Genomic DNA, 22,249 nt, shown 5'->3' with positions numbered 1-22,249 from the left:
ATATGACATACGAAGAAGCCTTAACGTATTTAGAAGATACCTCATCCTTTGGCATAAAACCGGGGTTAGAGCGTATTCGTGCATTATTGCAAGCGTTGGGGAATCCTGAACGAGATTATAAAATCATTCATGTTACGGGTACAAATGGTAAAGGTTCTGTAACAACCTATATTTCGTATGCTCTATTTACCAGTGGATTACGGGTGGGGCGATTTACATCGCCTCACCTTGAATCTTATACGGAGCGTATAGAAATTAATGATGTTCAAATTAGCAAAGACGCTTTTGGCAATTTGATCGATTGTGTTCGACAAGGCGTAGATAAGATCATTGCTGATGGGGTAGAGCCACCTACACAATTTGAAATTCTAACGGCCGCAGCATTCCTATTCTTTAAAGAACAAGGTGTAGACTATGCTGTTGTAGAAGCTGGCTTGGGTGGATTACTGGATTCAACGAATGTTGTGACACCAGTGGTTTCCGTTATTACTAATGTTACCCTTGATCATCAAGCGTATTGTGGCAATACGGTTGAAGAGATTGCCAAGCATAAGGCGGGCATTATAAAAGAAGGTGTTCCTGTCGTAACGGCGGCTCAAGAAGGACCATTAAAGGTCATTGAAGAGACAGCTGAAGAAAAGCATGCACCATTATATGTGTTTAACAAAAAGTTTGGTATCGATAGCCGTAGTGTAGTGCCAGGTGGGCAATTGATTACGGTCAGCGCTATTGGTGCACCGCCTGCTATGTTATTTACAACGATGGCTGGGATTCATCAATCTGTCAATTTGGCTTGTGCATTACAAGCTGTACGCCTAGTTATGGAACATGATGATGCTATTAGCGAAGAAACAATGCGCGAAGGTTTTGCCCGTGCCACTTGGGCTGGTCGTTTTGAGATTAAAAAAGCTTTGGATCGGACATTCATATTTGATGGTGCCCACAATGCAGCAGGTGCAGAATCTTTCGGTATGACTTACCATGAATTATTTGGAGATACGCCAAAAACAATGGTGATGGCTATTTTGTCAGATAAGGATGAAATGGGGATTATTCACGAAGTTGTAAAACCAAAAGATACAGTCATTGCAGTGGCTGCACCAACACCACGTACAGAGGTGCCAGAGAAATTGGTAGAAACCGTTCGGCAATGTGTGAAAGGGGTAGTGGCACAGACAGAAGATTCTGTGAGCAGTGCTCTTGATTTAGCATTACAATCGACACAAGATGGAGACATCATTGTTGTGTGTGGATCATTATATATTCTTGGCGAAGCTCGCGGTTGGTTACAAAACCGTATGAGCCACTAGGTAATCATTATGGATCACTCATTATTTCCAACGGAAACAAAGTTGAAGTTTTATATTGAACGACTTATTTATGGTGTGGCTATTGCCATGCCACTTCAACCGATGGTAGGCGATGTACTTTTGTGGCTAGCCGTTGGGCTTGCCATTGTCGATTTAATACGAAGTCGTAGTCTTAGCTTACCTACGGGCTGGCTATCGTGGACGGTCATGTTTTTTGTCCTTTGGACTGGTGTATCAGCTGCTTTATCCGATAATGCGCAATGGGCTTTGACAAGTTGGTTTTATCAGATTGTGGCCGGTGGAGGTATCTATTATTTAGTACGTACCTATATTAGTACGCCGAAACAGTGGCGTTATTTTCTTCAATGTACATTGGGAACGGCGATTCTCGTTTGTTGTATAGGTGCTTATGAATATATTTTTATTCCTAATCATCATATTAAGGAATGGGTTGATGCCATCCAATTTCCAAAATTAATGCGACGCATGTCGTCAACATTGACGAATCCCAATCTGTTGGGCGCTTACTTATTGATGATTCTGAGCGTTAGTATTAGTTATTTATTGGTATACTGGAAGGGCTTATCCGATAAAATCTTATCGGAGGAATATAAGAAACAAATCTACATGATGATTCCCATTGCGTTAATACTTTTTGTTACTATGCTATTAACGTATTCACGTGGCATATGGATCAGTTTTGGTGCCATGATTATTTACTGGGGAATTTTTGTAGAACGTCGTTTATTATTATCCTTGATAGCAATCCCCATCATTCTATATTTTTATGATGGAGAAATTGCTACTCGTCTTTGGTCTATATTCCAAGGTCATGATACATCGGCTGATTTACGATGGGCCTTGTGGGATAGCACGATGTACATTGTTCGTGAAAATCCTGTGTGGGGGATTGGGTGGAATACATTTTACTTAGTATATCCAGAATATAATTATTATATTCAAGGTCCTAATGTATTGATGTATCACGCTCATAATTTATACCTTAATATGTTGGCTGAAATAGGCATACCAGGACTTATCTCCTTTATAACTGTATTAATAGGTCATGTGGTTACCTCTATACGTCTAAAAGGTGATGTGTTCCGTAAGGCTGCCTCCATCGGTGTCGGTGCTTTAGCAGTCGGTGTCCTTGTCAGTGGTTTGTCTGATTTTGAATTATATAGTCACCAAGTAACGATTACATTCTGGTTATTGCTAGGGTGGGTAGGTGCTTTTGTGAAAGTTCAACAAAATCAGACTAAAATCAATCATAATTAAAACGCATCGAAAAAAATCGAAGTTATTGTGTTATGTATAATACAAATTAGAATAAGAGTGAATTGAAGAGAATCTATATATTGTATAGAAATTCTTCGATTCACTCTTTTTTAACTATATATATGAAATTATAAAAATATATCTATAATTCCTGAGAGTTATAACGATGTGAATTTAATTTATCCCAAAAATGGAAAATCTATGACTTTTAGTCATAATGACCCATAAATATGTGACAAAAAATACATTTTATGCATATAAGTTGACAATGCGATTGTAAAAGCATACGATGAAGTTGGTTTAAGGAACGGTTTAGACCAAGAGATTGATCAACTGTCGTTTAACAAGGTGATTTTAAGGAGATGGTACGATGATAGACATCAAAGATCGCGTTAAAAATGCGGCCCTCCAAGGCAAAATTGTCACAGCTTATGAAGCAGCTCAAATGATTAACCACAATGATAAAGTTGGTATTTCCGGCTTTACTCCATCTGGTTATGCAAAAGCTGTACCATTGGCTTTGGCTGAACGAATGGAAAAAGAACCATTCAAAATTGATTTATGGACAGGTGCTTCCGTAGGTGATGAAGCCGACGGTGCATTAACACGTGCACATGGTATTAACCGTCGTTTCCCTTATCAAACAAATGGGGATACACGCAAAGCTTTAAATAGCGGCGACATCAAATACGTTGATATGCACTTAAGTACAATGGCGCAAAATGTACGCTATGGTTTCTTTGGTGATTTAGACGTAGCTATCGTAGAAGTTTGTCAAATCAATGAAGATGGCTCTTTAGTACCTACAACATCTGTTGGTAACTCTCCAACATTTGTTAGCCAAGCTAAAAAAGTTATCGTAGAAGTAAACGTATCTCAACCATTATCTTTGGTTGGTATGCATGATATCTACGAACCACTTGATCCACCATATCGCAAACCAATTCCATTGGAACATGCTGGTGATCGTATTGGTACTGATGCAATTCCTTGTGACCCAGACAAAATCATTGCAGTAGTTCCTTGTGATGTTCCTGATACTACAAGACCTTTGGCACCTATCGATGATGATGCAAAAGCAATGAGTCAACACCTTATCAAATTCTTTGAACAAGAAATCGGTGAAGGTCGTTTACCTGAAAACTTGCTTCCATTGCAATCTGGCGTAGGTTCTGTAGCAAATGCAGTAATCAGCGGATTGGCTCAAGGCCCATTCAAAGATTTGTCCATTTATACAGAAGTAATCCAAGATGGTATGTTTGACTTAATCGATGCAGGTAAAGTAACTGTATGTTCCGGTACTGCATTAAGTCCTTCTCCAGATGGGTTGAAACGTTTCTATAATAACATCGATGAATATCGTAAAAAGATTATTCTTCGTCCACAAGAAATTTCTAACAACCCTGGTATTGCTCGCCGTATTGGTGTCATTGCCATGAATACCGCTATCGAATTTGATATTTTTGGCAATGTAAACTCTACTCATATTATGGGTAGCAAAATGATGAACGGTATTGGCGGATCTGGTGACTTTGCACGTAGTGCATATCTCACTATTTTCTGTACTAATTCCGTTGCAAAAGGTGGCGACATCAGTTCTATCGTTCCATATGTATCTCATGTGGATCACCCAGAACATGACACTATGATTTTCTGTACAGAACAAGGTGTTGCTGACTGTCGTGGTTTGAGCCCAGTGGAAAGAGCTCGTTTGATCATTGAAAAATGTGCTCACCCAGACTACAAACCAATGTTAACTGAATACCTCGAAAAAGCACTCGCTGCAACTAAGAATGCCCATACACCAATGTTGCTCGACGAAGCTCTTTCTTGGCATAAACGCTTCACAGAAACTGGAAGCATGAAAAAATAACCTGTTTTTTTAGGAGGATGATGAAAACATGGCTTACGAAAACCTTAAAGCCCAAATTGCTGAGTACAATAAACTTTGTGACGAAAAGTGTGTAAAAACTCCAGAACGTCAAAACTTGAAATACAACCGCGTGTATACACCAGTTGATATTGAAGGCTTTGATTATGAACGTGATTTGGGTATGCCTGGTGAATATCCATATACTCGTGGCGTACAACCTACAATGTACCGTGGTCGTTTCTGGACTATGCGTATGTATGCTGGTTTCGCGACAGCTGAAGAATCTAACAAACGTTACCGTTACCTTATCGAATCCGGTGCAACTGGTCTTTCCTGTGCATTCGACTTACCTACACAAATCGGTTATGACTCTGATGACGTTATGGCTGAAGGCGAAGTTGGTAAAGTAGGTGTAGCGATTGACTCCTTGGCAGATATGGAAATCTTGTTCAACGGCATCGACCTTGGCAAAGTATCCACTTCCATGACAATCAACGCTCCAGCATCCGTTTTGTTGGCAATGTATATCGCAGTAGCTGAAAAACAAGGCGTACCTTCCACAGAATTGAAAGGTACAATTCAAAATGATATTTTGAAAGAATACGCAGCTCGTGGTACTTACATTTTCCCTCCAAAACCATCCATGCGTTTGATTACTAATATCTTTGAATATTGCTCTCAATACGTTCCAAAATGGAATACAATTTCCATTTCCGGTTACCATATCCGTGAAGCAGGTTCCACAGCAGCACAAGAAATCGCATTTACAATTGCTGATGGTATCGCATATGTAGAAGCAGCTTTGAAAGCTGGTCTTGATGTTGATACATTCGCTGGTCGTCTTTCCTTCTTCTGGAATGCTCATAACAATGTACTTGAAGAAGTTGCTAAATTCCGCGCATCCCGTCGTTTATGGGCAACTATCATGAAAGAACGTTTTGGTGCTAAAAAACCAAAATCCATGATGCTTCGTGTACATACTCAAACAGCTGGTTCCATGTTGACTGCACAACAAGTTGATAACAACATCGTTCGTGTTGCTCTTCAAACTGCAGCTGCTGTAATGGGCGGTACTCAATCCTTACATACAAACTCCCGTGACGAAGCTTTGGCTCTTCCTACAGAAGCATCTGTACAAGTAGCTCTTCGTACACAACAAATCGTGGCTTACGAATCTGGTTTGGCTGACGTAGTTGACCCATTGGGCGGTTCCTACTATGTAGAAGCTATGACTAACGCTATCTATGACGAAGCTATGGCTTACATCAAGAAAATTGATGAAATGGGCGGCGCTGTAGTAGCAATCGAAAAAGGCTACATCCAAAAAGAAATCCAAGAATCCGCTTACAAATGGCAAATGGAAGTTGAATCTGGCTTGCGCACAATCGTTGGCGTAAACAAATTCCAAGTTGAAGAAGAAGCTCCAAAAGACTTGCTTCGCGTAGATGCTTCCGTTGGTGTTAACCAAGCTAAGAAAACTCAAGCAGTTCGCGCTAACCGCGATCAAGCAGCAGTTGACAAAGCTTTAGCTGATTTGAAAGCTGGCGCAGCTGACGAAAACGTTAACTTGATGCCATTAATTCTTGCAGCAGTTAAAACATATGCTACTTTGGGTGAAATTTGTAATGTATTGCGCGAAGTATTCGGTGAATACCAAGCTCATTCCACATTATAATATCGGCTAATTTCGGAGGTAATTATCATGGCAGAAAAACGTATTAGAGTAATCGTAGCAAAACCAGGTCTTGATGGTCATGACCGTGGTGCAAAAGTTGTAGCACGCGCACTTCGCGATGCTGGTTTCGAAGTAATCTACACAGGTCTTCGTCAAACTCCAGAACAAATCGTAGAAGCAGCACTTTCTGAAGACGTTAATGTAGTTGCATTATCCCTTCTTTCTGGCGCTCACAACACATTGTTTCCTAAAATTGTTGAACTTTTGAAAGAAAAAGGCATGGGCGATGTTCTTGTAATCGGCGGCGGCGTTATTCCTGATGCTGATATCCCTGGCTTGAAAAAAGCTGGCGTAGCAGCTGTATTCACACCTGGTACTCCAACTGGTGATATCGTTAACTTCATCAAGGAAAACGTAAAATAATTAATTGGGCAAGAGAGGGGCACAACTGAATAGTTGGCTCCCCTCTATTCCCATATTCAAAGATAGGTGGTGAGGCGAATGGATTTAGTTAAAGGCCTCTTTGAAGGCTCAAGACTAGCCTTAGCACGGTCCATCACTGCTGTAGAAAACGAGTATGAAAATGCCATCGATATTATGAAGGCTATTTACCCTAAAACGGGTAATGCCCGTATTCTCGGTATAACTGGTGCCCCTGGTGCAGGTAAAAGTACTTTGACAGATAAGGTTGTTAAACATTATCTTGATCAAGGTAAAAAAATCGGCATCGTTGCCATCGACCCAACTAGCCCATTCTCTGGTGGTGCTATATTGGGGGACCGTATTAGAATGAATGATTTGACATTAAATGAAAATGTATTCATTCGAAGCATGGGGACGCGTGGTAGTCTTGGTGGTTTATCCAAAAAGACTGCAGACGTTGTAAAATTAATGGATGCCTTTGGCATGGATTTGATTATCATTGAAACAGTAGGTGTAGGTCAATCCGAAGTAGATATCGTAAAAAATGCGGATACTACATTGGTTGTGCTCGTTCCTGGTCTCGGTGATGATATCCAAGCTATTAAGGCGGGTATTCTTGAAATCGGCGATGTATTTGCTATCAATAAAGCTGACCGAGATGGTTGCGATCGTTTGAATGTAGAAATTGAAATGATGCTTGACCTTGATTCTCGTGAAGTAAAATGGCGCCCACCAATTAAGCGTACAATTGCTAGTAAAGACCAAGGCGTAGATGAACTTATCGAAGCCTTAGATGAACATTTTGAGTATCTTGAAGATTCCGGTGAATTGGAATCTCGTCGGGCAGAACGTACCCGCGATGAAATCATCGCAATGATTAATGAACAAATTGGTCGCTATGTAGCTGATAAAATCATTACAAGCGACGAATTTAATAGCCAAGTGGCAGCTGTCAATGAACGTGAAAACGATCCATATACAGTTGTTAACGGCGTAATTAATAACGTGCTAAAGTAGACGGCGACTACATAGCATTAGAGATTTAGCCTTATAAAGGAGATAATCGAAATGGCTTTTAAAGTATTACAAGTGGATCACATCGGTATTGGTGTTAATGATTTAGCAGCAACTAAAGAATTTTACAAAAATGCTTTAGGTATTCAACATCTTCCTGAAGATGAAGTAGTAGAAGAACAAAAAGTAAAAGTATCCTTCTTCCCATGCGGTGATGCTGAATTAGAATTCTTGGAAACTACTACACCTGATGGCCCTATCGGTAAATTTATCGAAAAAAATGGCGGTCGTGATGGTATCCAACACGTTGCTTTGCGCGTAGATAATATTGAAAATGCTATTGCTGATCTTATGGCGAAAGGTATTCGTATGATTGACGAAAAACCTCGTTATGGTGCTGGCGGTTCCTCTATTGCATTCGTTCATCCTAAAGCTACAGGTGGCGTATTACTTGAACTTTGCCAACGAATGAAATAAAATATTATTGTAACAAGTTTTTATGGAGGTGCTGACATGCAAACAGTGCAAGAAAAAATTGAGTTGTTGCACGAAAAACTAGCTAAAGTTAAAGCTGGTGGCGGTGAAAAACGCGTTGAGAAACAACATTCTCAAGGTAAAATGACTGCTCGTGAACGTTTGGCTAAATTATTCGATGACAACTCTTTTGTTGAACTTGATCAATTCGTTAAACATCGTTGTGTTAACTTCGGTCAAGACAAAAAAGAATTACCAGGCGAAGGCGTAGTAACTGGTTACGGTACTATCGATGGTCGTTTGGTATATGCATTCGCACAAGACTTCACTGTAGAAGGTGGTTCTCTTGGTGAAATGCACGCTGCTAAAATCGTTAAAGTACAACGTTTAGCAATGAAAATGGGTGCTCCTATCGTTGGTATCAATGATTCCGGCGGGGCTCGTATTCAAGAAGCTGTAGATGCTCTTGCTGGTTACGGTAAAATTTTCTTCGAAAATACAAATGCATCTGGCGTTATTCCACAAATTTCCGTAATCATGGGACCATGTGCAGGCGGTGCTGTATATTCTCCAGCATTGACTGACTTCATTTACATGGTTAAAAACACATCTCAAATGTTCATCACTGGTCCTGCAGTTATTAAATCTGTAACTGGTGAAGAAGTAACAGCTGAAGATCTTGGTGGCGCAATGGCTCACAACTCTGTGTCCGGTGTTGCTCACTTCGCAGCTGAAGATGAAGATGATTGCATCGCTCAAATCCGCTACTTGTTAGGTTTCTTACCTTCTAACAACATGGAAGATGCTCCATTGGTAGATACAGGTGATGACCCAACTCGTGAAGACGAAGGCTTAAACAGCTTGTTACCTGATAACAGCAACATGCCATACGACATGAAAGATGTTATCGCAGCTACTGTAGATAATGGTGAATACTATGAAGTACAACCATTCTATGCTACAAACATCATTACATGCTTTGCACGTTTTGATGGTCAATCTGTTGGTATCATTGCTAACCAACCTAAAGTAATGGCTGGTTGCTTGGACATCAACGCATCCGACAAATCTTCCCGTTTTATCCGTTTCTGTGATGCTTTCAATATTCCAATCGTTAACTTCGTTGACGTTCCTGGTTTCTTGCCTGGCACAAATCAAGAATGGGGCGGTATCATTCGTCATGGTGCTAAAATGTTGTATGCTTACTCTGAAGCAACAGTACCAAAAATTACTGTTATCACTCGTAAAGCATACGGTGGTTCCTACCTTGCTATGTGTTCCCAAGATTTGGGCGCCGATCAAGTTTACGCTTGGCCTACATCCGAAATCGCTGTAATGGGTCCTGCTGGTGCAGCTAACATTATCTTCAAAAAAGACGAAGATAAAGACGCTAAAACAGCTAAATACGTAGAAGAGTTTGCAACTCCTTACAAAGCTGCAGAACGTGGCTTCGTAGATGTTGTAATCGAACCAAAACAAACTCGTCCAGCTGTTATCAATGCGTTGGCTATGCTTGCAAGTAAACGTGAAAACCGTGCTCCAAAGAAACATGGTAATATTCCATTATAATTCGATTCGGTAATCATATCATCGAATTTGGGAGATACCTTTCTTTACTTATTTTTTAGAAAGGGGAATGATTATGGAAGGACAAGCAGTTACTACCAATCCCTGGTTAATCATGGCCATTAATATGACAGTTGTATTTGTTGTGTTGATTCTTTTAGGCATTTTGATGACAATCGTTCATTTGATTGACCCTACGAAAAAGAAAAAAGAAGCACCTGCAAGTGCTCCTGTTGCAGCTCCTGCAGCTACTCCAGTGGCTACACCAAGTGCATCTGCTCAAAATGAGGATGAAGTAGTAGCAGCTATCGTGGGTGCCATTGTGGCGATGGGGTATTCATCTGAACAAATTGCATCTATTCGACCTACAGCAACCAGTGCTAAATGGCGCATGGAAGGTCGTTTAAGCGGTAGAAATTAATATTTTTTAGGAGGCATTTGTCATGAACAATGCTACAAAAGCTAACGGTAAAGCACCATCTCAAGATGTAATTGCAGTTATCGTTGGCGCGTTAGCGGCAATGGGTTATTCCGCTGATCAAATCGCGCATATCCGTCCAATCGTAAGCTACAATTGGAAAATGGAAGGTCGCTTACGCGGTAATCGATAAGATTAACGCTTTTAGATAATCGATAGGATTATCAGAACTATATGTGTAAATGAATTTTAATTATTGTGTAGATATACACATTTTGGAGGAATTTAAGATGAAAAAATTCAACGTTACAGTAAATGGCACAGCATATGATGTAGAAGTTAATGAAGTAAAAGCTGCAGCTCCTGCAGCAGCTCCTAAAGCAGCTCCAGCAGCAGCTCCTAAAGCGGCTCCTGCACCAGCTCCAGCTCCAGCTGCAGCAGCAGCTCCAGTTCCAGCAGGTGCTGAAACTGTAAAAGCTCCAATGCCTGGTAAAATCCTATCTGTAGCAGTATCCGCTGGCCAAGCAGTTAAAAAAGGCGAAACTTTGTTGATTCTTGAAGCTATGAAAATGCAAAACGAAATCGCAGCTCCTCATGATGCTGTAGTTGCAGAAGTTCGCGTAGCTGCTAACCAAACTGTATCCACTGGCGATGATATGGTTGTTCTTGGCTAATACCAAGTGTTGTCTTATGGCGCGGCTGCGCCGCGCCATATAACAATTTTATATTTGTGAAAGGGGAACGCATATGGAGGCTTTTGCTGTTGCGATTCAATCTGTTATAAATGATAGCGGGTTCCTCGCATTTACAACAGGCAATGCTATTATGATTCTTGTAGGTTTGATCCTATTGTATTTAGCATTTGCTAGAGAGTTTGAACCATTATTGTTGGGTCCGATTGCGTTTGGTTGTGTACTTGCTAATATTCCGCGTAACGGCTTCGAAGAAGGCGTAATGGCGCTTATTAGTGCGGGTATCTCTCAAGAAATCTTCCCACCTTTAATTTTCCTTGGTGTAGGTGCAATGACTGACTTTGGTCCGCTTATTGCTAACCCTAAAACATTGCTTTTAGGTGCTGCTGCACAAATCGGTGTATTCGTTGCGTTAGGTGGCGCTATGATGCTCGGTTTTACAGCTCAAGAAGCTGCAGCTATCGGTATCATCGGTGGTGCAGACGGTCCTACATCTATCTACTTAGCTACTAAACTAGCTCCTCATTTATTAGGTGCTATCGCGGTTGCCGCATATTCTTATATGTCCTTGGTACCGTTGATTCAACCACCTGTAATGAAATTATTCACTACGCAAAAAGAACGTGAAATTGTGATGGAACAATTGCGTGAAGTTACACGTTTTGAAAAAATCGTATTCCCAATCGTTGCAACAATCTTCATTTCCTTATTGCTTCCTTCCATTACATCCCTTTTAGGTATGTTGATGTTAGGTAACTTGTTCCGTGAATCCGGCGTAACTGATCGTTTGTCCGATACATCTCAAAATGCGTTGATTAATACCGTTACTATCTTCTTAGCAACTGGTACTGGTTTAACAATGAGTGCGGAACACTTCTTAAGCGTGCAAACACTCCTTATCATCTGCTTAGGTTTGGTTGCATTCATCGGTGGTACAGCTGGTGGCGTATTATTTGGTAAATTAATGAACTTAGTCGATGGTGGTAAAACAAATCCACTTATTGGTTCCGCTGGTGTATCTGCGGTTCCAATGGCGGCTCGTGTATCCCAAGTAGTAGGTGCTAAAGCTAACCCAGCAAACTTCTTGCTCATGCATGCCATGGGTCCAAACGTAGCTGGCGTTATTGGTACAGCAGTAGCAGCAGGTACAATGCTTGCTATGTTGTCTAGCCACTAATAGTTTAATAATTATTCACCAAGGTGTGCCATTTTAGGTACACCTATTGGTGAATAAAAAATCCCCTGTATCGTATGTAAACATGCAGAAAAGGGGTATATTAGCAATAAATGCTTTGTCAGATCGGTCATTATGTGATGAGCAAGAATTTCACTAAATAACCTTCTAGTGCTTTCTATATAGTAGAGGTGGTCGTCTTGTTATCAATTGAATTAAAAATACTGATTTGTTTCGTATGGGCATTTATTGTTTTTTTAGTTACTGCACTGATTATTGGTGTTGAACGCAAATCACAATGGTTCCAAAGAAGAACTAAATATTCTTGGTTTAATCGCCGAGGATTTCTAGGAGAAGCATTACTTTTTGGTTATCCCAAAACTATAGAGGGATATGGGGTTACATTTTTAATGGCTTGTGCTATTAGTATCGTAGGCTATGTTTTATACCTCATATAACTACAATCAGTGCATTTCTCTGAAGGGAGATGATGATGTATGGGTGCTGCAGAACAAACCTTAATCGTCCTTGCAGTCATGGCTGTTTTATTCGTTACGGAAATTATTCCATTAGCTATTACTTCTTTAGGCGGTGCAATTGCCCTTGGCCTTATGGGGATTATTACTCCTAAGGTTGTATTCTCTGGTTTATCTGATAGTACAGTTGTGTTGTTCGCCGGCATGTTCGTTGTTGGTGCTGCGTTATTCTACACAGGTTTAGCTCAAAAGATTGGTGAAACCGTAGTTTCCCATGCAGGCACTAGTGAAAACGGTTTGATGCTTGCCATCATGCTTGTTACCGCTACTATGTCCGCATTCTTATCTAACACTGGTACAACAGCTGCGTTATTACCTGTAGTTGTTGGTATCTGTTCCGTTGCTAAGATTCCTGCATCTCGCCAATTGATGCCGTTAGCATTTGCTGCTGGTATCGGCGGTATCATTACAATGGTTGGTACACCACCAAACATCATTGTAAGTGGTACATTGACTAAATTTGGTGAACAACCATTTGGTTTCTTCGAATTTGCATGGATTGGTATTCCTTTGACTATCGCTACTATTATTTTCATGATGTTAATTGGTAAGCATTTGCTTCCTAAACATGAAATTCAAGATGCTGGCGACGTTGAACAAGAAGTTGCAGCCGAAGATATTTCTAATGATCCAAAGAAACAATTATACTCTGGTCTTATTCTTTTAGGCGTAATTATCGCTATGATTTTAGGCGATACCTTAAAAGGTGTTGGTATCAATTTACCATTGAGCATGGTTGCTGTTATTGGCGCAATGCTTTGCGTATTGACTGGTTGCTTGAACGAAAAACAAGCTTATACATCCATTGACTGGGTTACAATCTTCTTATTTGCAGGTATGATGCCAGTTGCTACTGCACTAGATCAATCTGGTGCAGGTAAAATGATTGCTAATGCAGTTATCGGTATTATGGGTTCTGACCCTAGCCCTTACTTTGCAACAGCAGTATTGTTTATTTTGTCTTGTGTTATGACTCAATTTATGTCTAACACAGCATCTTGTGCATTGTTGGCTCCTATCGGTATCTCCATTGCTCAAGGTATGCATGCTGACCCTCATGCCGTATTGATGGCTATCGGTGTTGCTGCATCTTGTGCATTCGGTACACCTGTAGGTACACCTCCAAATACATTAGTACTTGGCCCTGGTCAATACAAATTTACTGATTATGTAAAAGCCGGCGTTCCATTGATTTTAGTTTGCTTCGTAGTAAGCTTAATTATTATCCCAATGGTATGGCCATTCTTCCCTGGTAAATAATAGGGAATAGGTTACTCTACTATACAAGCACACACGAGGTCGAATCGTAAGATTCGGCCTCGTTTTTTATGATTTTAGCCTATATGATTTTAATATAGATTACATATAAGTGTAATCAAAAGCAATATGAATTAAACTAATTTGCATGATTAATTTTACACAATTGACTACATCGAAAAAAATATGATATAGTATATTGTGTAAGATATAATAATGTAATGTTGAATAAGGAGGTCATCTATGACAAAAGAAAGATTTAACATGTTAGTTGGTTCTATTGGTGCATTTATTGGTGTATTTGTATTTTTAGCCTATATCCCACAAATAATTGCTAATCTTCATGGTCAACCTAGTCAACCATGGCAACCATTATTTGCAGCAGTATCCTGTTTGATCTGGGTATTATATGGTTGGACAAAATCACCTAAACGTGATTATATTTTAATCGTACCAAACCTTGCAGGCGTTATTTTAGGTACACTAACATTCTTAACATCTTTCTAAGTGCTATAAGAAAAAAATAGTATTATTGTTATATAGTGAATAATAGTAAAGATATTACTTTACTTTATAAATATAAATGAGGTCGAATCGTATGATTCGGCCTTTTTTAGAGTGAAGTTTATATGTTAGATTAAAATATAGATAAGCGTTAAATCTGTTGTAATAAAAAAATAGTTTTTATGATAATAAATATTGATAATTGAATTCCTAGTATAATAGTACGTATTTTGATAAAAATGATAATTTGTGCATTCTCAATTATTGAAAGATATATTTAAATATTTAAATGAAAAGAAATATCAAAATTATGATAAACATAGACTTTATATGATAAAAAGGAACAATTATTATGCAAAATAATATACAAAACTTTATCATTTTCGTTTGACTTTCAATTATTATTGTGTGATAATGAGAACAGAAGTTAAGGCAAGTGCCTTTTTAAATGATAATAATAAGTTTTCTTTTATAATGTTCCTATGGAGGTTTATCATGAGAGTTATTGCTGATGGTTGCATTAAATGTGGTTCTTGCGCATCTGTTTGCCCAGTTGCTGCTATTTCTGAAGGCGAAACTAAATACGAAATCAACGATACTTGCATCGACTGCGGTTCTTGCGAATCCGTTTGCCCAGTATCTGTAATTTCCGCTGAGTAATCACAAATAAAATACGCCCCTCATTGAGGGGCTTTTTATTTTGCCTAAAATCATGTAACTTAGTATAATAGGACTATTAAGATATATATTATTAAAAGGGAGTATCACTTGTTTTATTTAATTGCAATCATTTGGCTTGTATTGGATCAAGCTTCTAAATATTATGTGATGAACCATTTTGCTCTTGGTGAATCACTACCTGTTATTCACAATGTATTCCATCTTACGTATATTATTAATCGCGGTGCAGCCTTTGGCATGTTGACGAATCAGCGGTGGTTCTTTCTAGCCGTTGCTTTTGTATTAATTATCGTATATGGCTTCTATTGTAAACGTGTTAATAATGGTCCACTTTCATTACGAGTAGGAACGGCATTGTTGATTGCGGGAGCCATAGGTAATGGCATAGATCGATATGTACTACATGGGGTAGTAGACTTTTTTGATTTTAGAATTTGGCCTATTTTTAATATTGCAGATATTGGTATATGTGTAGGCGTTGTATGTGTCATATACTATTTACTAACATCTGAACATGAGGAGAAATAGATGAACGAATATAAAGTATCTTTGGAACAAGAGGGAAAACGGCTTGATGTATTTCTGACGGATGTGATGGAAGGTTCTCGTAGTTATATCCAGAGCCTTATCAAATCTGGTCATGTTTTGGTAAACGGCAAGGTTGGTAAGGCTAACTTACGCCTTAATGCAGATAGCACTATTTCTGTAGATATTCCAGAACCAGAATCGGTAGAAATTTTACCAGAGGATATTCCTGTTGAATATCTTTATGAAGATCATGATATTATTATCGTCAACAAGCCTCGTGGCATGGTTGTACATCCAGCAATTGGTAATTACTCAGGAACGCTAGTGAATGCTTTGCTTTACCATTGTAAGGACTTATCTGGTATTAATGGTGAAATTCGCCCTGGCATCGTACATCGTTTAGATAAGGATACATCTGGTGTCATGATGGCTGCTAAAAATGATGCAGCTCATATTGGCTTGGCTGAACAGGTGAAAGCACACAGTGCTAAACGAACATATTTAGCTCTCGTTCAAGGCAATATCGTGGAGGAAAAGGGGATTATTAAGGCTCCTATCGGTAGACATCCTAAAGACCGCATGAAAATGGCTGTAGTGTTTGAAAACAGCAAGGAAGCAGTGACTCATTTTAAAGTGTTAGAACGTTATGGATATCATACATTAGTGGAATGTGTGTTAGAGACGGGGCGTACTCATCAAATTCGCGTTCACTTTGCTCATATTGGACATCCAGTTGTTAACGATCCTTTTTATGGATATCGCCGTATGGACTTCCCTATAGAGGGACAAGCACTTCATTCTCATACATTGGATGTGGTGCATCCAATTACAGGTGAACCTATGCATTTTGAAGCACCTGTACCGGAGGACTTTCAAAATTGTATCGCCTTCGCTAAGGAATATAGAGAACGTAGATAAGGGATAAGACTATGGAAACAAAACGTATTTTAATGGATGGAGACGCCATTAGACGTGCCATTAGACGTATTAGTCATGAAATATTAGAACGTAATAAGGGGCTTTCAAATGCAGTTATTGTTGGTATTGAACGACGTGGCGTCATGCTAGCTAAACGATTGCAAAGTGAAATTGAAGCTATTGAAGGCCTTCATATTGAGTGTGAACCTTTAAATGTAGCTATGTATCGCGATGATCGGGATACGCGACCTAAGGAAGGGGAACCTTGCTCTATTGATACTACAGAAAAAACCATTATTTTAGTAGATGATGTTTTGTATACAGGTCGTACCATTCGTGCTGCTTTAAATGCATTGATGACATCTGGTCGTCCTAAATCTATTCAACTAGCAGTATTAGTAGATCGAGGCCATCGAGAATTGCCTATACGCGCTGATTATGTGGGGAAAAATATCCCTACGTCTCATTTGGAAAAGGTACGCGTACAGGTTCAAGAATTAGATGGCTCTGATGGCGTAACTATCGAACAATAATAGGTAGATATAACAAATCGACATATGAAAAGACTCGACGTACATGGTCGAGTCTTTTTGGTAGGGGAATAATATGGTAAGGCTATATTGTCATAACCTATATTTCAATATATTGTGGGGAATAGCGGAAATCTTCGTGCCCTGTGCGCGCCCTAGGGGCTTTAAAACTATAAGCCTGTAGATCAGTAGCCTTCGTATCGATTTCCATCATTCGGCGACCAAAATCGGAAACTATGGTTGATGCTTTAGCCCATTTTTGAATAAGCGGAATGCTCGGTGTATTGTGCTTTAACCACGTGCGACCGCGCTGATTAAATGCTAATAATCGCGCGTATTGAGGACCTAGTATATGAGCTTCTTGTAATATGGGCTTAGTGATTTGTAGCGCCGTATAGGCTGCCATGCGACGTAGTCTTGCATAGGTATAGCGTTTTGTCTTTATCTCTTCCAGTGCGTGCGTCCAGCTTACTTGCTGCATAGCCTTGTGCCAACGATGTTCAATGCCTTCCATAAAATCTCCATATGTTTCTAATTCTGCAGCTGAAAGTAAGCGATTGAGGCCATGCAGAATATCATTGTATCTTTCGTAGTCCACATAGATATCATGTGCTATGACCTTGTGCATATCATCTATGATAGCATGTGGTACATAGGCATCGATGGTTGTGCCTTCTACGAGTGCCTTACGTAATGCGGTCCCAGAAGGAAAATCTTGGCCTTGAGAGAGGGTAGGACTATGATGTGATGATTGCCTAGTAATGGGAATAACCATAAGGTTAGTGAAATACCGTTGGGCAGCGCGAATATATTCAAGGCCTAATAGTGAGTTTGGCGCATTGTTAATGAGTTCTCCATTTGGTATATACTTAGCAATCACTTGGCGTAATGCTGTACCATAAGAAACACCGGTTTTTATATGGTGTTGAATGGCATCTTGTCCTTGTGGCGTATTTAGAAATTCAGCGGCTGTGTGCAATATGGCATTATCATCAAGCTCAGAGCCAAAGGAAATGCTGTGAATGTGTAGCGCTTTCATAAGGCGCACCGCACCGGTACAAAATAGTTCTGCACTGCCTAGAGAATAGACCGTAGGTAATTCGATAACGATGTCGGCACCACCATGAATAGCCCATCGAGCACGGTTGAATTTGCTAAAATACGCAGGCTCGCCCCGCTGTACAAAGGAACCGCTCATTATGGCGATACGCAATGCATCAGGATAGGTAGTACGTAATGTATGTAATTGATGCGCATGGCCGTTGTGAAACGGATTGTATTCACAAATAATACCGATTGATTTCATCGTAGTTCCTTTCATAGGTTTATTTTCTATTATTATATAATAAATTAAAGAATTTATATAATGGGTGGCATGTGTAATGTATGGAATTTTTGACCTTCTTGTTAGGAATTATAGAATTTCTTGTGAAAGTACTAGAATGGGAGGCGGTGTAATGGTATAATTATCTGTGAATTCTGATTTGACGTGAGGTGATTTGATGAAAGTACAGTGGAAACGAGCGTTACAGACCATCGTGTTAGGTACATCCTTATTGGCTTTAGCCGGATGTGGTTCCGATAATGTGATGGATATATATAGCTTTGGTAATCAAGTCATTCGTTCCGGTCAATCGGAAGTGACTGTAGCTTTGCCATATGAAATGGGAAAAACATCAGAAACGACGAGTGTTGATGGATACCCTATGGATGCGTATGGTAGCCTAAGCCAACATATATTGATTTCTGTAGAGGCCCGTCAACCGGCACCGAATAAAGCGTTGCCAACGGTTGCACAGTTTGTGGATCAAAAGAAATCTGAATATGCAAAATTGGGTGCTACTGTTAATGTGGAATCTATCGATTTAAATGGGGTGCAAGCACAGCTCATTACTGGTGATTTTTACGTTAACAAAATTAAAACTAGTTTCTCTCAATATGTCTTTATGGATAAGGGCGTATTGTGGAATATAACCTATAGATATCCTACGGATGATCAAATAGGCGCTGATATCAGCAAACAAATTAAAGATAAGATTTACGTTACGCAAAAGAAAGAGGGTTAATCAATGAACGTATTAGTAGTTAACTGCGGTAGTTCTTCCTTGAAATATCAATTACTTGATATGACAAACGAAACTGAATTGGCGAAAGGTTTATTTGAAAAGATCGGTGATCAAGACGCTATCTTCACTCATAAACGTCCAAACGCAGACAAATTAGAACGCGTTGAACCAATTTTGAATCATAAAGAAGCATTACGCATCTTGCTCGACATCTTGGTAGATCCAGAGTTCGGTGTTATTGAATCTATGGATGAAATCGATGCAGTTGGTCACCGTGTAGTACATGGTGGTGAAAAATTCGCTGATTCCGTATTGATTACACCTGCAGTAATGGAAGCTTTGGAAGAATGTTCATCCCTTGCTCCATTGCATAACCCACCAAATATCCAAGGTATCGAAGCTTGCCAAGCTATCATGCCAAACGTACCACAAGTTGCTGTATTCGATACTGCATTCCATCAAACAATGCCTAAAGAAGCTTACATGTATGCGCTTCCTTACTCCTACTATGAAGACTATGGTATTCGTCGCTATGGTTTCCATGGCACATCCCATAAATATGTAGCACAACGTTGCGCAGAATTGATGGGTAAACATATGTCTGATCTTCGCATCATTACATGTCACTTGGGTAACGGTTCCTCTGTATCCGCTATCAAAGGTGGTCGTTCCATCGATACTACAATGGGCTTCACTCCATTGTCTGGCTTGATCATGGGTACTCGTACTGGTGATATCGACCCAGCTATCGTTCCATTCTTGATGGATAAAACAGGCATGTCCTATGAAGAAGTCGACAAAGTAATGAACAAAGAGTCCGGCGTATTGGGTATTTCCGGTGTGTCCAATGACTTCCGCGTAATCGAAGAAGCAGCTGCTAATGGCCACAAACGAGCTAAATTGGCTCTTAACATGTTCCACTACAAAGTTCGTCGTGTAATCGGTGCGTTCGCTGCTGTTATGGGCGGTGTTGATGCTATCATCTTCACAGCTGGTATCGGCGAAAATGGTATCGGTAACCGCGATGCTATCTGTAATGGCTTGGAATATCTTGGCACACGTATCGATCCTGAACGCAATAATATTCGCGGTAAAGAACAAGAAATCAGTGCTGAAGGTTCTAAAGTAAAAATCTTCGTAATCCCTACAAACGAAGAAATCATGATCGCTCGCGATACTCAACGTATTACAAGCGCTTTGAAAAAATAATATAACCTCTTAATGGTTATCTAAACTCTTATATAGAAACCTCGCTTATATCTTAGATATAGGCGGGGTTTTTGTAGTTTTTCAGAGCTGAATCCTATATAATAAATAGTATGCAGAGTCTTTTGAAAGGGGTTACGTATGAATATTTTATATAGTGAACAATCTCAGCGCACCCGTAGTGCAGAATTATTAGTAGTGGTATTTGTTATTTTGTTGGTAGGGGCTATGGTTTTTACCACCTATAGAAGTATTGCGCAGGGCCATATATTACTTTCAGAATATTTCATAGAAATCATGGCGCTCATTGTTATTGTTAAACAAGCTGTGAGCCGCTATACCTATATATTGACGGATTCTGAATTTATCATCAAAGAAAAATCTTTTTTTAGAAAACGTACATTTTCTGTAAAATATGATGATATTGATGGTATTTATGCGTATAATCGCGATTTTCTAACGAATTTACGTTATCGCTATAAATATAGAAAATGCTCTACCTCCGATGATAGACCGATTTGGTTCATGGTATATTCCATTACTAAAGGGAAAAAGGTTCAATATGGCCGTGTTATGTTGAAAGCAGAGGATGCATTCTATGAAACACTAGAACAGTTTGTACCTAATCGTGTGCGCGTGCCAGAAGCGGATGTTATTTTCTATGCTACGGTACGTGCTGATGCGGTAAAACAAGGCATCGATGTTAAGGAATATTATGATAGTCTAATTAAAAGTGCGGAAGAACAGGAACAAGAATGAGCGGATTATATTTAGCAAGTCAATCACCAAGACGAACGGAATTATTGCATCAAGTGGGTATAGACCATACTGTTGTTACTAGTTCTTATGTAGAAGATAATGTAGTGATTACAGATCCTATTGAAATGGTGAAAGCACAAGCTCTTGGTAAAGCGCGCTGCGCAAATGATGTGCCTGATGGTAGCATCGTACTAGGTGCTGATACAATTGTTGTATTTGATGGAAAGGTACTAGGGAAACCGCATAGTAAGGATGAGGCACGTACAATGCTTCGTACATTATCTGGTCAAGTTCACTCTGTTATTACCGGTGTAGCCTTACTCATTAAGGGACGCGAAATCGTTTTTCACAATGAAACAAAGGTGTATTTTAAAACGCTGCAGGATTTTGAAATCGAGTCATATATCGACTCCATGGAACCAATGGATAAGACTGGAGCCTATGGCATCCAAGGAAAGGGCGCTTTGTGGGTTGATAAGATTGAAGGGTCCTATACAAATGTTGTAGGGTTGCCTGTAGAACATGTATATGAAGAATTATGTAAAGCATTAGGTGTAAAGTCTTAGATTAATGTTGATGGTCATGTTAACACATCAAATATATATTCTAATGTTATGGTAGAAATATGAGGCTGATTTGTTTATGTATTGTAAGAATGGAGAAATTCAATGCAAGTCAAAACTATCAGCGTAAAAGATATGTTGCCATTTCAACGGCCACGTGAAAAATTTGTCGCTTTAGGGGCTAAACAAATGGCGATGGAAGAATTATTGGCTATATTATTACGTACCGGTTTAAAAGGTCAATCATCAATTGATTTAGCACATACGATTATCGATTCTTTCACAGATGGCATTCATGGGCTAAACCATATGACCGTAGATGATTTAGTAAAAATTAAGGGCGTTGGTATCGATAAAGCGGTTACTATTTGTGCTGCTGTAGAGTTAGGACGGCGTTTGGGTGAGTTAAAAATCACCTCTACATACGAAGATTTTTCTCAGCCTTATGTTATCGCTCAATATGTAATGGAACGCTTGCGCCATGAAACAGAAGAACATGTATTAGCGGCTATGTTGACGTCTCGGAATAAATTAATTCACATCGAGACCATATCTAATGGAGGCCTCACATCGAGTCTTGTAGAACAACGGGCTGTTTTTAGAAAAGCCATTGCTTGTAATGCAGCCGCTATTATTTTGATTCACAATCATCCATCCGGCGATAGTAGACCTAGTGATGATGACATACGTGTTACCAAGTTATTTGTCAGTGCTGGACAATTTATGGGCATTCCAGTCTTAGACCATATCGTCATTGGTGATGGCGAGTTTACAAGCTTGAGTGAAATTGGTAAATTAAGCTAG

25 protein-coding genes are annotated in these 22,249 nt (G+C 39.5%); 24 read left to right on the top strand and 1 reads right to left on the bottom strand.

Annotated elements, in window-relative coordinates; all coding sequences use genetic code 11:
• Positions 1 to 2 precede the first annotated feature (2 nt).
• The 19 genes from O3598_RS06365 (at position 3) to pyrR (ending at position 16,854) form a co-directional block, all read left to right on the top strand.
• Positions 3 to 1,310 carry a bifunctional folylpolyglutamate synthase/dihydrofolate synthase gene (locus O3598_RS06365; protein ID WP_016475816.1) on the top strand — a complete coding sequence of 436 codons (1,308 nt, stop codon included), beginning with the start codon at positions 3 to 5 and terminating at the stop codon, positions 1,308 to 1,310.
• Positions 1,311 to 1,319: 9 nt separating this feature from the next.
• Positions 1,320 to 2,588, top strand: a complete 1,269-nt coding sequence (locus tag O3598_RS06360) for an O-antigen ligase family protein (RefSeq protein WP_371441932.1) — start codon at positions 1,320 to 1,322, stop codon at positions 2,586 to 2,588.
• A 370-nt stretch (positions 2,589 to 2,958) separates the two neighbouring features.
• Complete coding sequence (gene scpC / locus O3598_RS06355; RefSeq protein WP_005377419.1) at positions 2,959 to 4,461, top strand: succinyl-CoA:acetate CoA-transferase ScpC; 1,503 nt, start codon at positions 2,959 to 2,961, stop codon at positions 4,459 to 4,461.
• 28 nt (positions 4,462 to 4,489) lie between these two features.
• Positions 4,490 to 6,136, top strand: a complete 1,647-nt coding sequence (locus tag O3598_RS06350) for an acyl-CoA mutase large subunit family protein (protein WP_005377383.1) — start codon at positions 4,490 to 4,492, stop codon at positions 6,134 to 6,136.
• A gap of 27 nt (positions 6,137 to 6,163) precedes the next feature.
• Positions 6,164 to 6,559 (top strand): cobalamin B12-binding domain-containing protein, encoded by a 396-nt coding sequence (locus O3598_RS06345; protein ID WP_005377409.1) that lies wholly within the window; start codon positions 6,164 to 6,166, stop codon positions 6,557 to 6,559.
• Between the two features lie 78 nt (positions 6,560 to 6,637).
• Positions 6,638 to 7,576 carry a methylmalonyl Co-A mutase-associated GTPase MeaB gene (gene meaB / locus O3598_RS06340; RefSeq protein WP_287506062.1) on the top strand — a complete coding sequence of 313 codons (939 nt, stop codon included), beginning with the start codon at positions 6,638 to 6,640 and terminating at the stop codon, positions 7,574 to 7,576.
• Between the two features lie 51 nt (positions 7,577 to 7,627).
• Positions 7,628 to 8,050, top strand: coding sequence for a methylmalonyl-CoA epimerase (mce, locus tag O3598_RS06335; RefSeq protein WP_005377395.1), 423 nt, complete (start codon positions 7,628 to 7,630; stop codon positions 8,048 to 8,050).
• Positions 8,051 to 8,086: 36 nt separating this feature from the next.
• Positions 8,087 to 9,616 carry a methylmalonyl-CoA decarboxylase subunit alpha gene (mmdA, locus tag O3598_RS06330; protein ID WP_205096844.1) on the top strand — a complete coding sequence of 510 codons (1,530 nt, stop codon included), beginning with the start codon at positions 8,087 to 8,089 and terminating at the stop codon, positions 9,614 to 9,616.
• Between the two features lie 73 nt (positions 9,617 to 9,689).
• Positions 9,690 to 10,034, top strand: a complete 345-nt coding sequence (gene mmdD / locus O3598_RS06325) for a methylmalonyl-CoA decarboxylase subunit delta (RefSeq protein ID WP_287506035.1) — start codon at positions 9,690 to 9,692, stop codon at positions 10,032 to 10,034.
• A 22-nt stretch (positions 10,035 to 10,056) separates the two neighbouring features.
• The gene (gene mmdE / locus O3598_RS06320) at positions 10,057 to 10,224 is read left to right on the top strand and encodes a methylmalonyl-CoA decarboxylase subunit epsilon (protein ID WP_287506037.1); all 168 of its coding nucleotides are present in this window, start codon (positions 10,057 to 10,059) and stop codon (positions 10,222 to 10,224) included.
• Positions 10,225 to 10,321: 97 nt separating this feature from the next.
• Complete coding sequence (mmdC, locus tag O3598_RS06315) at positions 10,322 to 10,705, top strand: methylmalonyl-CoA decarboxylase subunit gamma (protein WP_005377346.1); 384 nt, start codon at positions 10,322 to 10,324, stop codon at positions 10,703 to 10,705.
• 73 nt (positions 10,706 to 10,778) lie between these two features.
• The gene (mmdB, locus tag O3598_RS06310; RefSeq protein WP_287506039.1) at positions 10,779 to 11,900 is read left to right on the top strand and encodes a methylmalonyl-CoA decarboxylase subunit beta; all 1,122 of its coding nucleotides are present in this window, start codon (positions 10,779 to 10,781) and stop codon (positions 11,898 to 11,900) included.
• Positions 11,901 to 12,097: 197 nt separating this feature from the next.
• Positions 12,098 to 12,355 (top strand): hypothetical protein, encoded by a 258-nt coding sequence (locus O3598_RS06305; protein WP_016475812.1) that lies wholly within the window; start codon positions 12,098 to 12,100, stop codon positions 12,353 to 12,355.
• Positions 12,356 to 12,394: 39 nt separating this feature from the next.
• Positions 12,395 to 13,693: an SLC13 family permease gene (locus O3598_RS06300; protein WP_118353671.1), complete on the top strand. Its 1,299-nt coding sequence runs from the start codon at positions 12,395 to 12,397 to the stop codon at positions 13,691 to 13,693.
• 240 nt (positions 13,694 to 13,933) lie between these two features.
• Entirely contained in the window at positions 13,934 to 14,197 is a 264-nt protein-coding gene (locus tag O3598_RS06295; RefSeq protein WP_004696474.1) for a SemiSWEET family transporter, read from the top strand.
• A gap of 492 nt (positions 14,198 to 14,689) precedes the next feature.
• A complete protein-coding gene (gene fdxA / locus O3598_RS06290; protein ID WP_005377422.1) occupies positions 14,690 to 14,854 on the top strand; it encodes a 4Fe-4S ferredoxin in 165 nt (54 codons plus the stop codon).
• Between the two features lie 90 nt (positions 14,855 to 14,944).
• On the top strand, positions 14,945 to 15,403 hold the full coding sequence (gene lspA, locus O3598_RS06285; protein WP_071605757.1) for a signal peptidase II: 459 nt from the start codon (positions 14,945 to 14,947) through the stop codon (positions 15,401 to 15,403).
• Entirely contained in the window at positions 15,404 to 16,321 is a 918-nt protein-coding gene (locus O3598_RS06280; RefSeq protein WP_005380712.1) for an RluA family pseudouridine synthase, read from the top strand.
• An 11-nt stretch (positions 16,322 to 16,332) separates the two neighbouring features.
• Positions 16,333 to 16,854, top strand: coding sequence for a bifunctional pyr operon transcriptional regulator/uracil phosphoribosyltransferase PyrR (pyrR, locus tag O3598_RS06275; RefSeq protein WP_005382582.1), 522 nt, complete (start codon positions 16,333 to 16,335; stop codon positions 16,852 to 16,854).
• Between the two features lie 97 nt (positions 16,855 to 16,951).
• Here pyrR and O3598_RS06270 read toward each other — a convergent pair whose 3' ends face one another.
• Positions 16,952 to 18,157 (bottom strand): tRNA(Met) cytidine acetate ligase, encoded by a 1,206-nt coding sequence (locus O3598_RS06270; protein ID WP_371441931.1) that lies wholly within the window; start codon positions 18,155 to 18,157, stop codon positions 16,952 to 16,954.
• A 196-nt stretch (positions 18,158 to 18,353) separates the two neighbouring features.
• Between O3598_RS06270 and O3598_RS06265 the strand changes: the two genes are divergently transcribed.
• From O3598_RS06265 to radC, 5 genes are all read left to right on the top strand, one after another.
• Positions 18,354 to 18,917, top strand: a complete 564-nt coding sequence (locus tag O3598_RS06265; RefSeq protein WP_105084710.1) for a hypothetical protein — start codon at positions 18,354 to 18,356, stop codon at positions 18,915 to 18,917.
• Positions 18,918 to 18,920: 3 nt separating this feature from the next.
• Positions 18,921 to 20,126, top strand: coding sequence for an acetate/propionate family kinase (locus O3598_RS06260; protein ID WP_371441930.1), 1,206 nt, complete (start codon positions 18,921 to 18,923; stop codon positions 20,124 to 20,126).
• Positions 20,127 to 20,264: 138 nt separating this feature from the next.
• A complete protein-coding gene (locus O3598_RS06255; RefSeq protein WP_005382586.1) occupies positions 20,265 to 20,882 on the top strand; it encodes a hypothetical protein in 618 nt (205 codons plus the stop codon).
• Positions 20,879 to 21,448, top strand: a complete 570-nt coding sequence (locus tag O3598_RS06250; RefSeq protein WP_371441929.1) for a Maf family protein — start codon at positions 20,879 to 20,881, stop codon at positions 21,446 to 21,448. The genes O3598_RS06255 and O3598_RS06250 overlap by 4 nt, the downstream gene beginning before the upstream one ends.
• A 102-nt stretch (positions 21,449 to 21,550) precedes the next feature.
• Complete coding sequence (radC, locus tag O3598_RS06245; RefSeq protein ID WP_371441928.1) at positions 21,551 to 22,249, top strand: RadC family protein; 699 nt, start codon at positions 21,551 to 21,553, stop codon at positions 22,247 to 22,249.

Origin of the sequence: Veillonella atypica (assembly GCF_041431435.1) — a bacterium.
GTDB lineage: Bacteria > Bacillota > Negativicutes > Veillonellales > Veillonellaceae > Veillonella > Veillonella atypica.
Note: the sequence above shows the minus strand (reverse complement) of the source record. Positions and strands in the feature narration are given on the sequence as shown.

What these genes read in the sequence shown, in the direction of transcription:
- O3598_RS06365 (WP_016475816.1), top strand. Translation starts at nt 3, where the DNA reads ATGACATACGAAGAAGCCTTAACGTATTTAGAAGATACCTCATCCTTT.
- O3598_RS06360 (WP_371441932.1), top strand. Translation starts at nt 1,320, where the DNA reads ATGGATCACTCATTATTTCCAACGGAAACAAAGTTGAAGTTTTATATT.
- scpC (WP_005377419.1), top strand. Translation starts at nt 2,959, where the DNA reads ATGATAGACATCAAAGATCGCGTTAAAAATGCGGCCCTCCAAGGCAAA.
- O3598_RS06350 (WP_005377383.1), top strand. Translation starts at nt 4,490, where the DNA reads ATGGCTTACGAAAACCTTAAAGCCCAAATTGCTGAGTACAATAAACTT.
- O3598_RS06345 (WP_005377409.1), top strand. Translation starts at nt 6,164, where the DNA reads ATGGCAGAAAAACGTATTAGAGTAATCGTAGCAAAACCAGGTCTTGAT.
- meaB (WP_287506062.1), top strand. Translation starts at nt 6,638, where the DNA reads ATGGATTTAGTTAAAGGCCTCTTTGAAGGCTCAAGACTAGCCTTAGCA.
- mce (WP_005377395.1), top strand. Translation starts at nt 7,628, where the DNA reads ATGGCTTTTAAAGTATTACAAGTGGATCACATCGGTATTGGTGTTAAT.
- mmdA (WP_205096844.1), top strand. Translation starts at nt 8,087, where the DNA reads ATGCAAACAGTGCAAGAAAAAATTGAGTTGTTGCACGAAAAACTAGCT.
- mmdD (WP_287506035.1), top strand. Translation starts at nt 9,690, where the DNA reads ATGGAAGGACAAGCAGTTACTACCAATCCCTGGTTAATCATGGCCATT.
- mmdE (WP_287506037.1), top strand. Translation starts at nt 10,057, where the DNA reads ATGAACAATGCTACAAAAGCTAACGGTAAAGCACCATCTCAAGATGTA.
- mmdC (WP_005377346.1), top strand. Translation starts at nt 10,322, where the DNA reads ATGAAAAAATTCAACGTTACAGTAAATGGCACAGCATATGATGTAGAA.
- mmdB (WP_287506039.1), top strand. Translation starts at nt 10,779, where the DNA reads ATGGAGGCTTTTGCTGTTGCGATTCAATCTGTTATAAATGATAGCGGG.
- O3598_RS06300 (WP_118353671.1), top strand. Translation starts at nt 12,395, where the DNA reads ATGGGTGCTGCAGAACAAACCTTAATCGTCCTTGCAGTCATGGCTGTT.
- O3598_RS06295 (WP_004696474.1), top strand. Translation starts at nt 13,934, where the DNA reads ATGACAAAAGAAAGATTTAACATGTTAGTTGGTTCTATTGGTGCATTT.
- fdxA (WP_005377422.1), top strand. Translation starts at nt 14,690, where the DNA reads ATGAGAGTTATTGCTGATGGTTGCATTAAATGTGGTTCTTGCGCATCT.
- O3598_RS06280 (WP_005380712.1), top strand. Translation starts at nt 15,404, where the DNA reads ATGAACGAATATAAAGTATCTTTGGAACAAGAGGGAAAACGGCTTGAT.
- pyrR (WP_005382582.1), top strand. Translation starts at nt 16,333, where the DNA reads ATGGAAACAAAACGTATTTTAATGGATGGAGACGCCATTAGACGTGCC.
- O3598_RS06270 (WP_371441931.1), bottom strand. Translation starts at nt 18,157, where the DNA reads ATGAAATCAATCGGTATTATTTGTGAATACAATCCGTTTCACAACGGC.
- O3598_RS06265 (WP_105084710.1), top strand. Translation starts at nt 18,354, where the DNA reads ATGAAAGTACAGTGGAAACGAGCGTTACAGACCATCGTGTTAGGTACA.
- O3598_RS06260 (WP_371441930.1), top strand. Translation starts at nt 18,921, where the DNA reads ATGAACGTATTAGTAGTTAACTGCGGTAGTTCTTCCTTGAAATATCAA.
- O3598_RS06255 (WP_005382586.1), top strand. Translation starts at nt 20,265, where the DNA reads ATGAATATTTTATATAGTGAACAATCTCAGCGCACCCGTAGTGCAGAA.
- O3598_RS06250 (WP_371441929.1), top strand. Translation starts at nt 20,879, where the DNA reads ATGAGCGGATTATATTTAGCAAGTCAATCACCAAGACGAACGGAATTA.
- radC (WP_371441928.1), top strand. Translation starts at nt 21,551, where the DNA reads ATGCAAGTCAAAACTATCAGCGTAAAAGATATGTTGCCATTTCAACGG.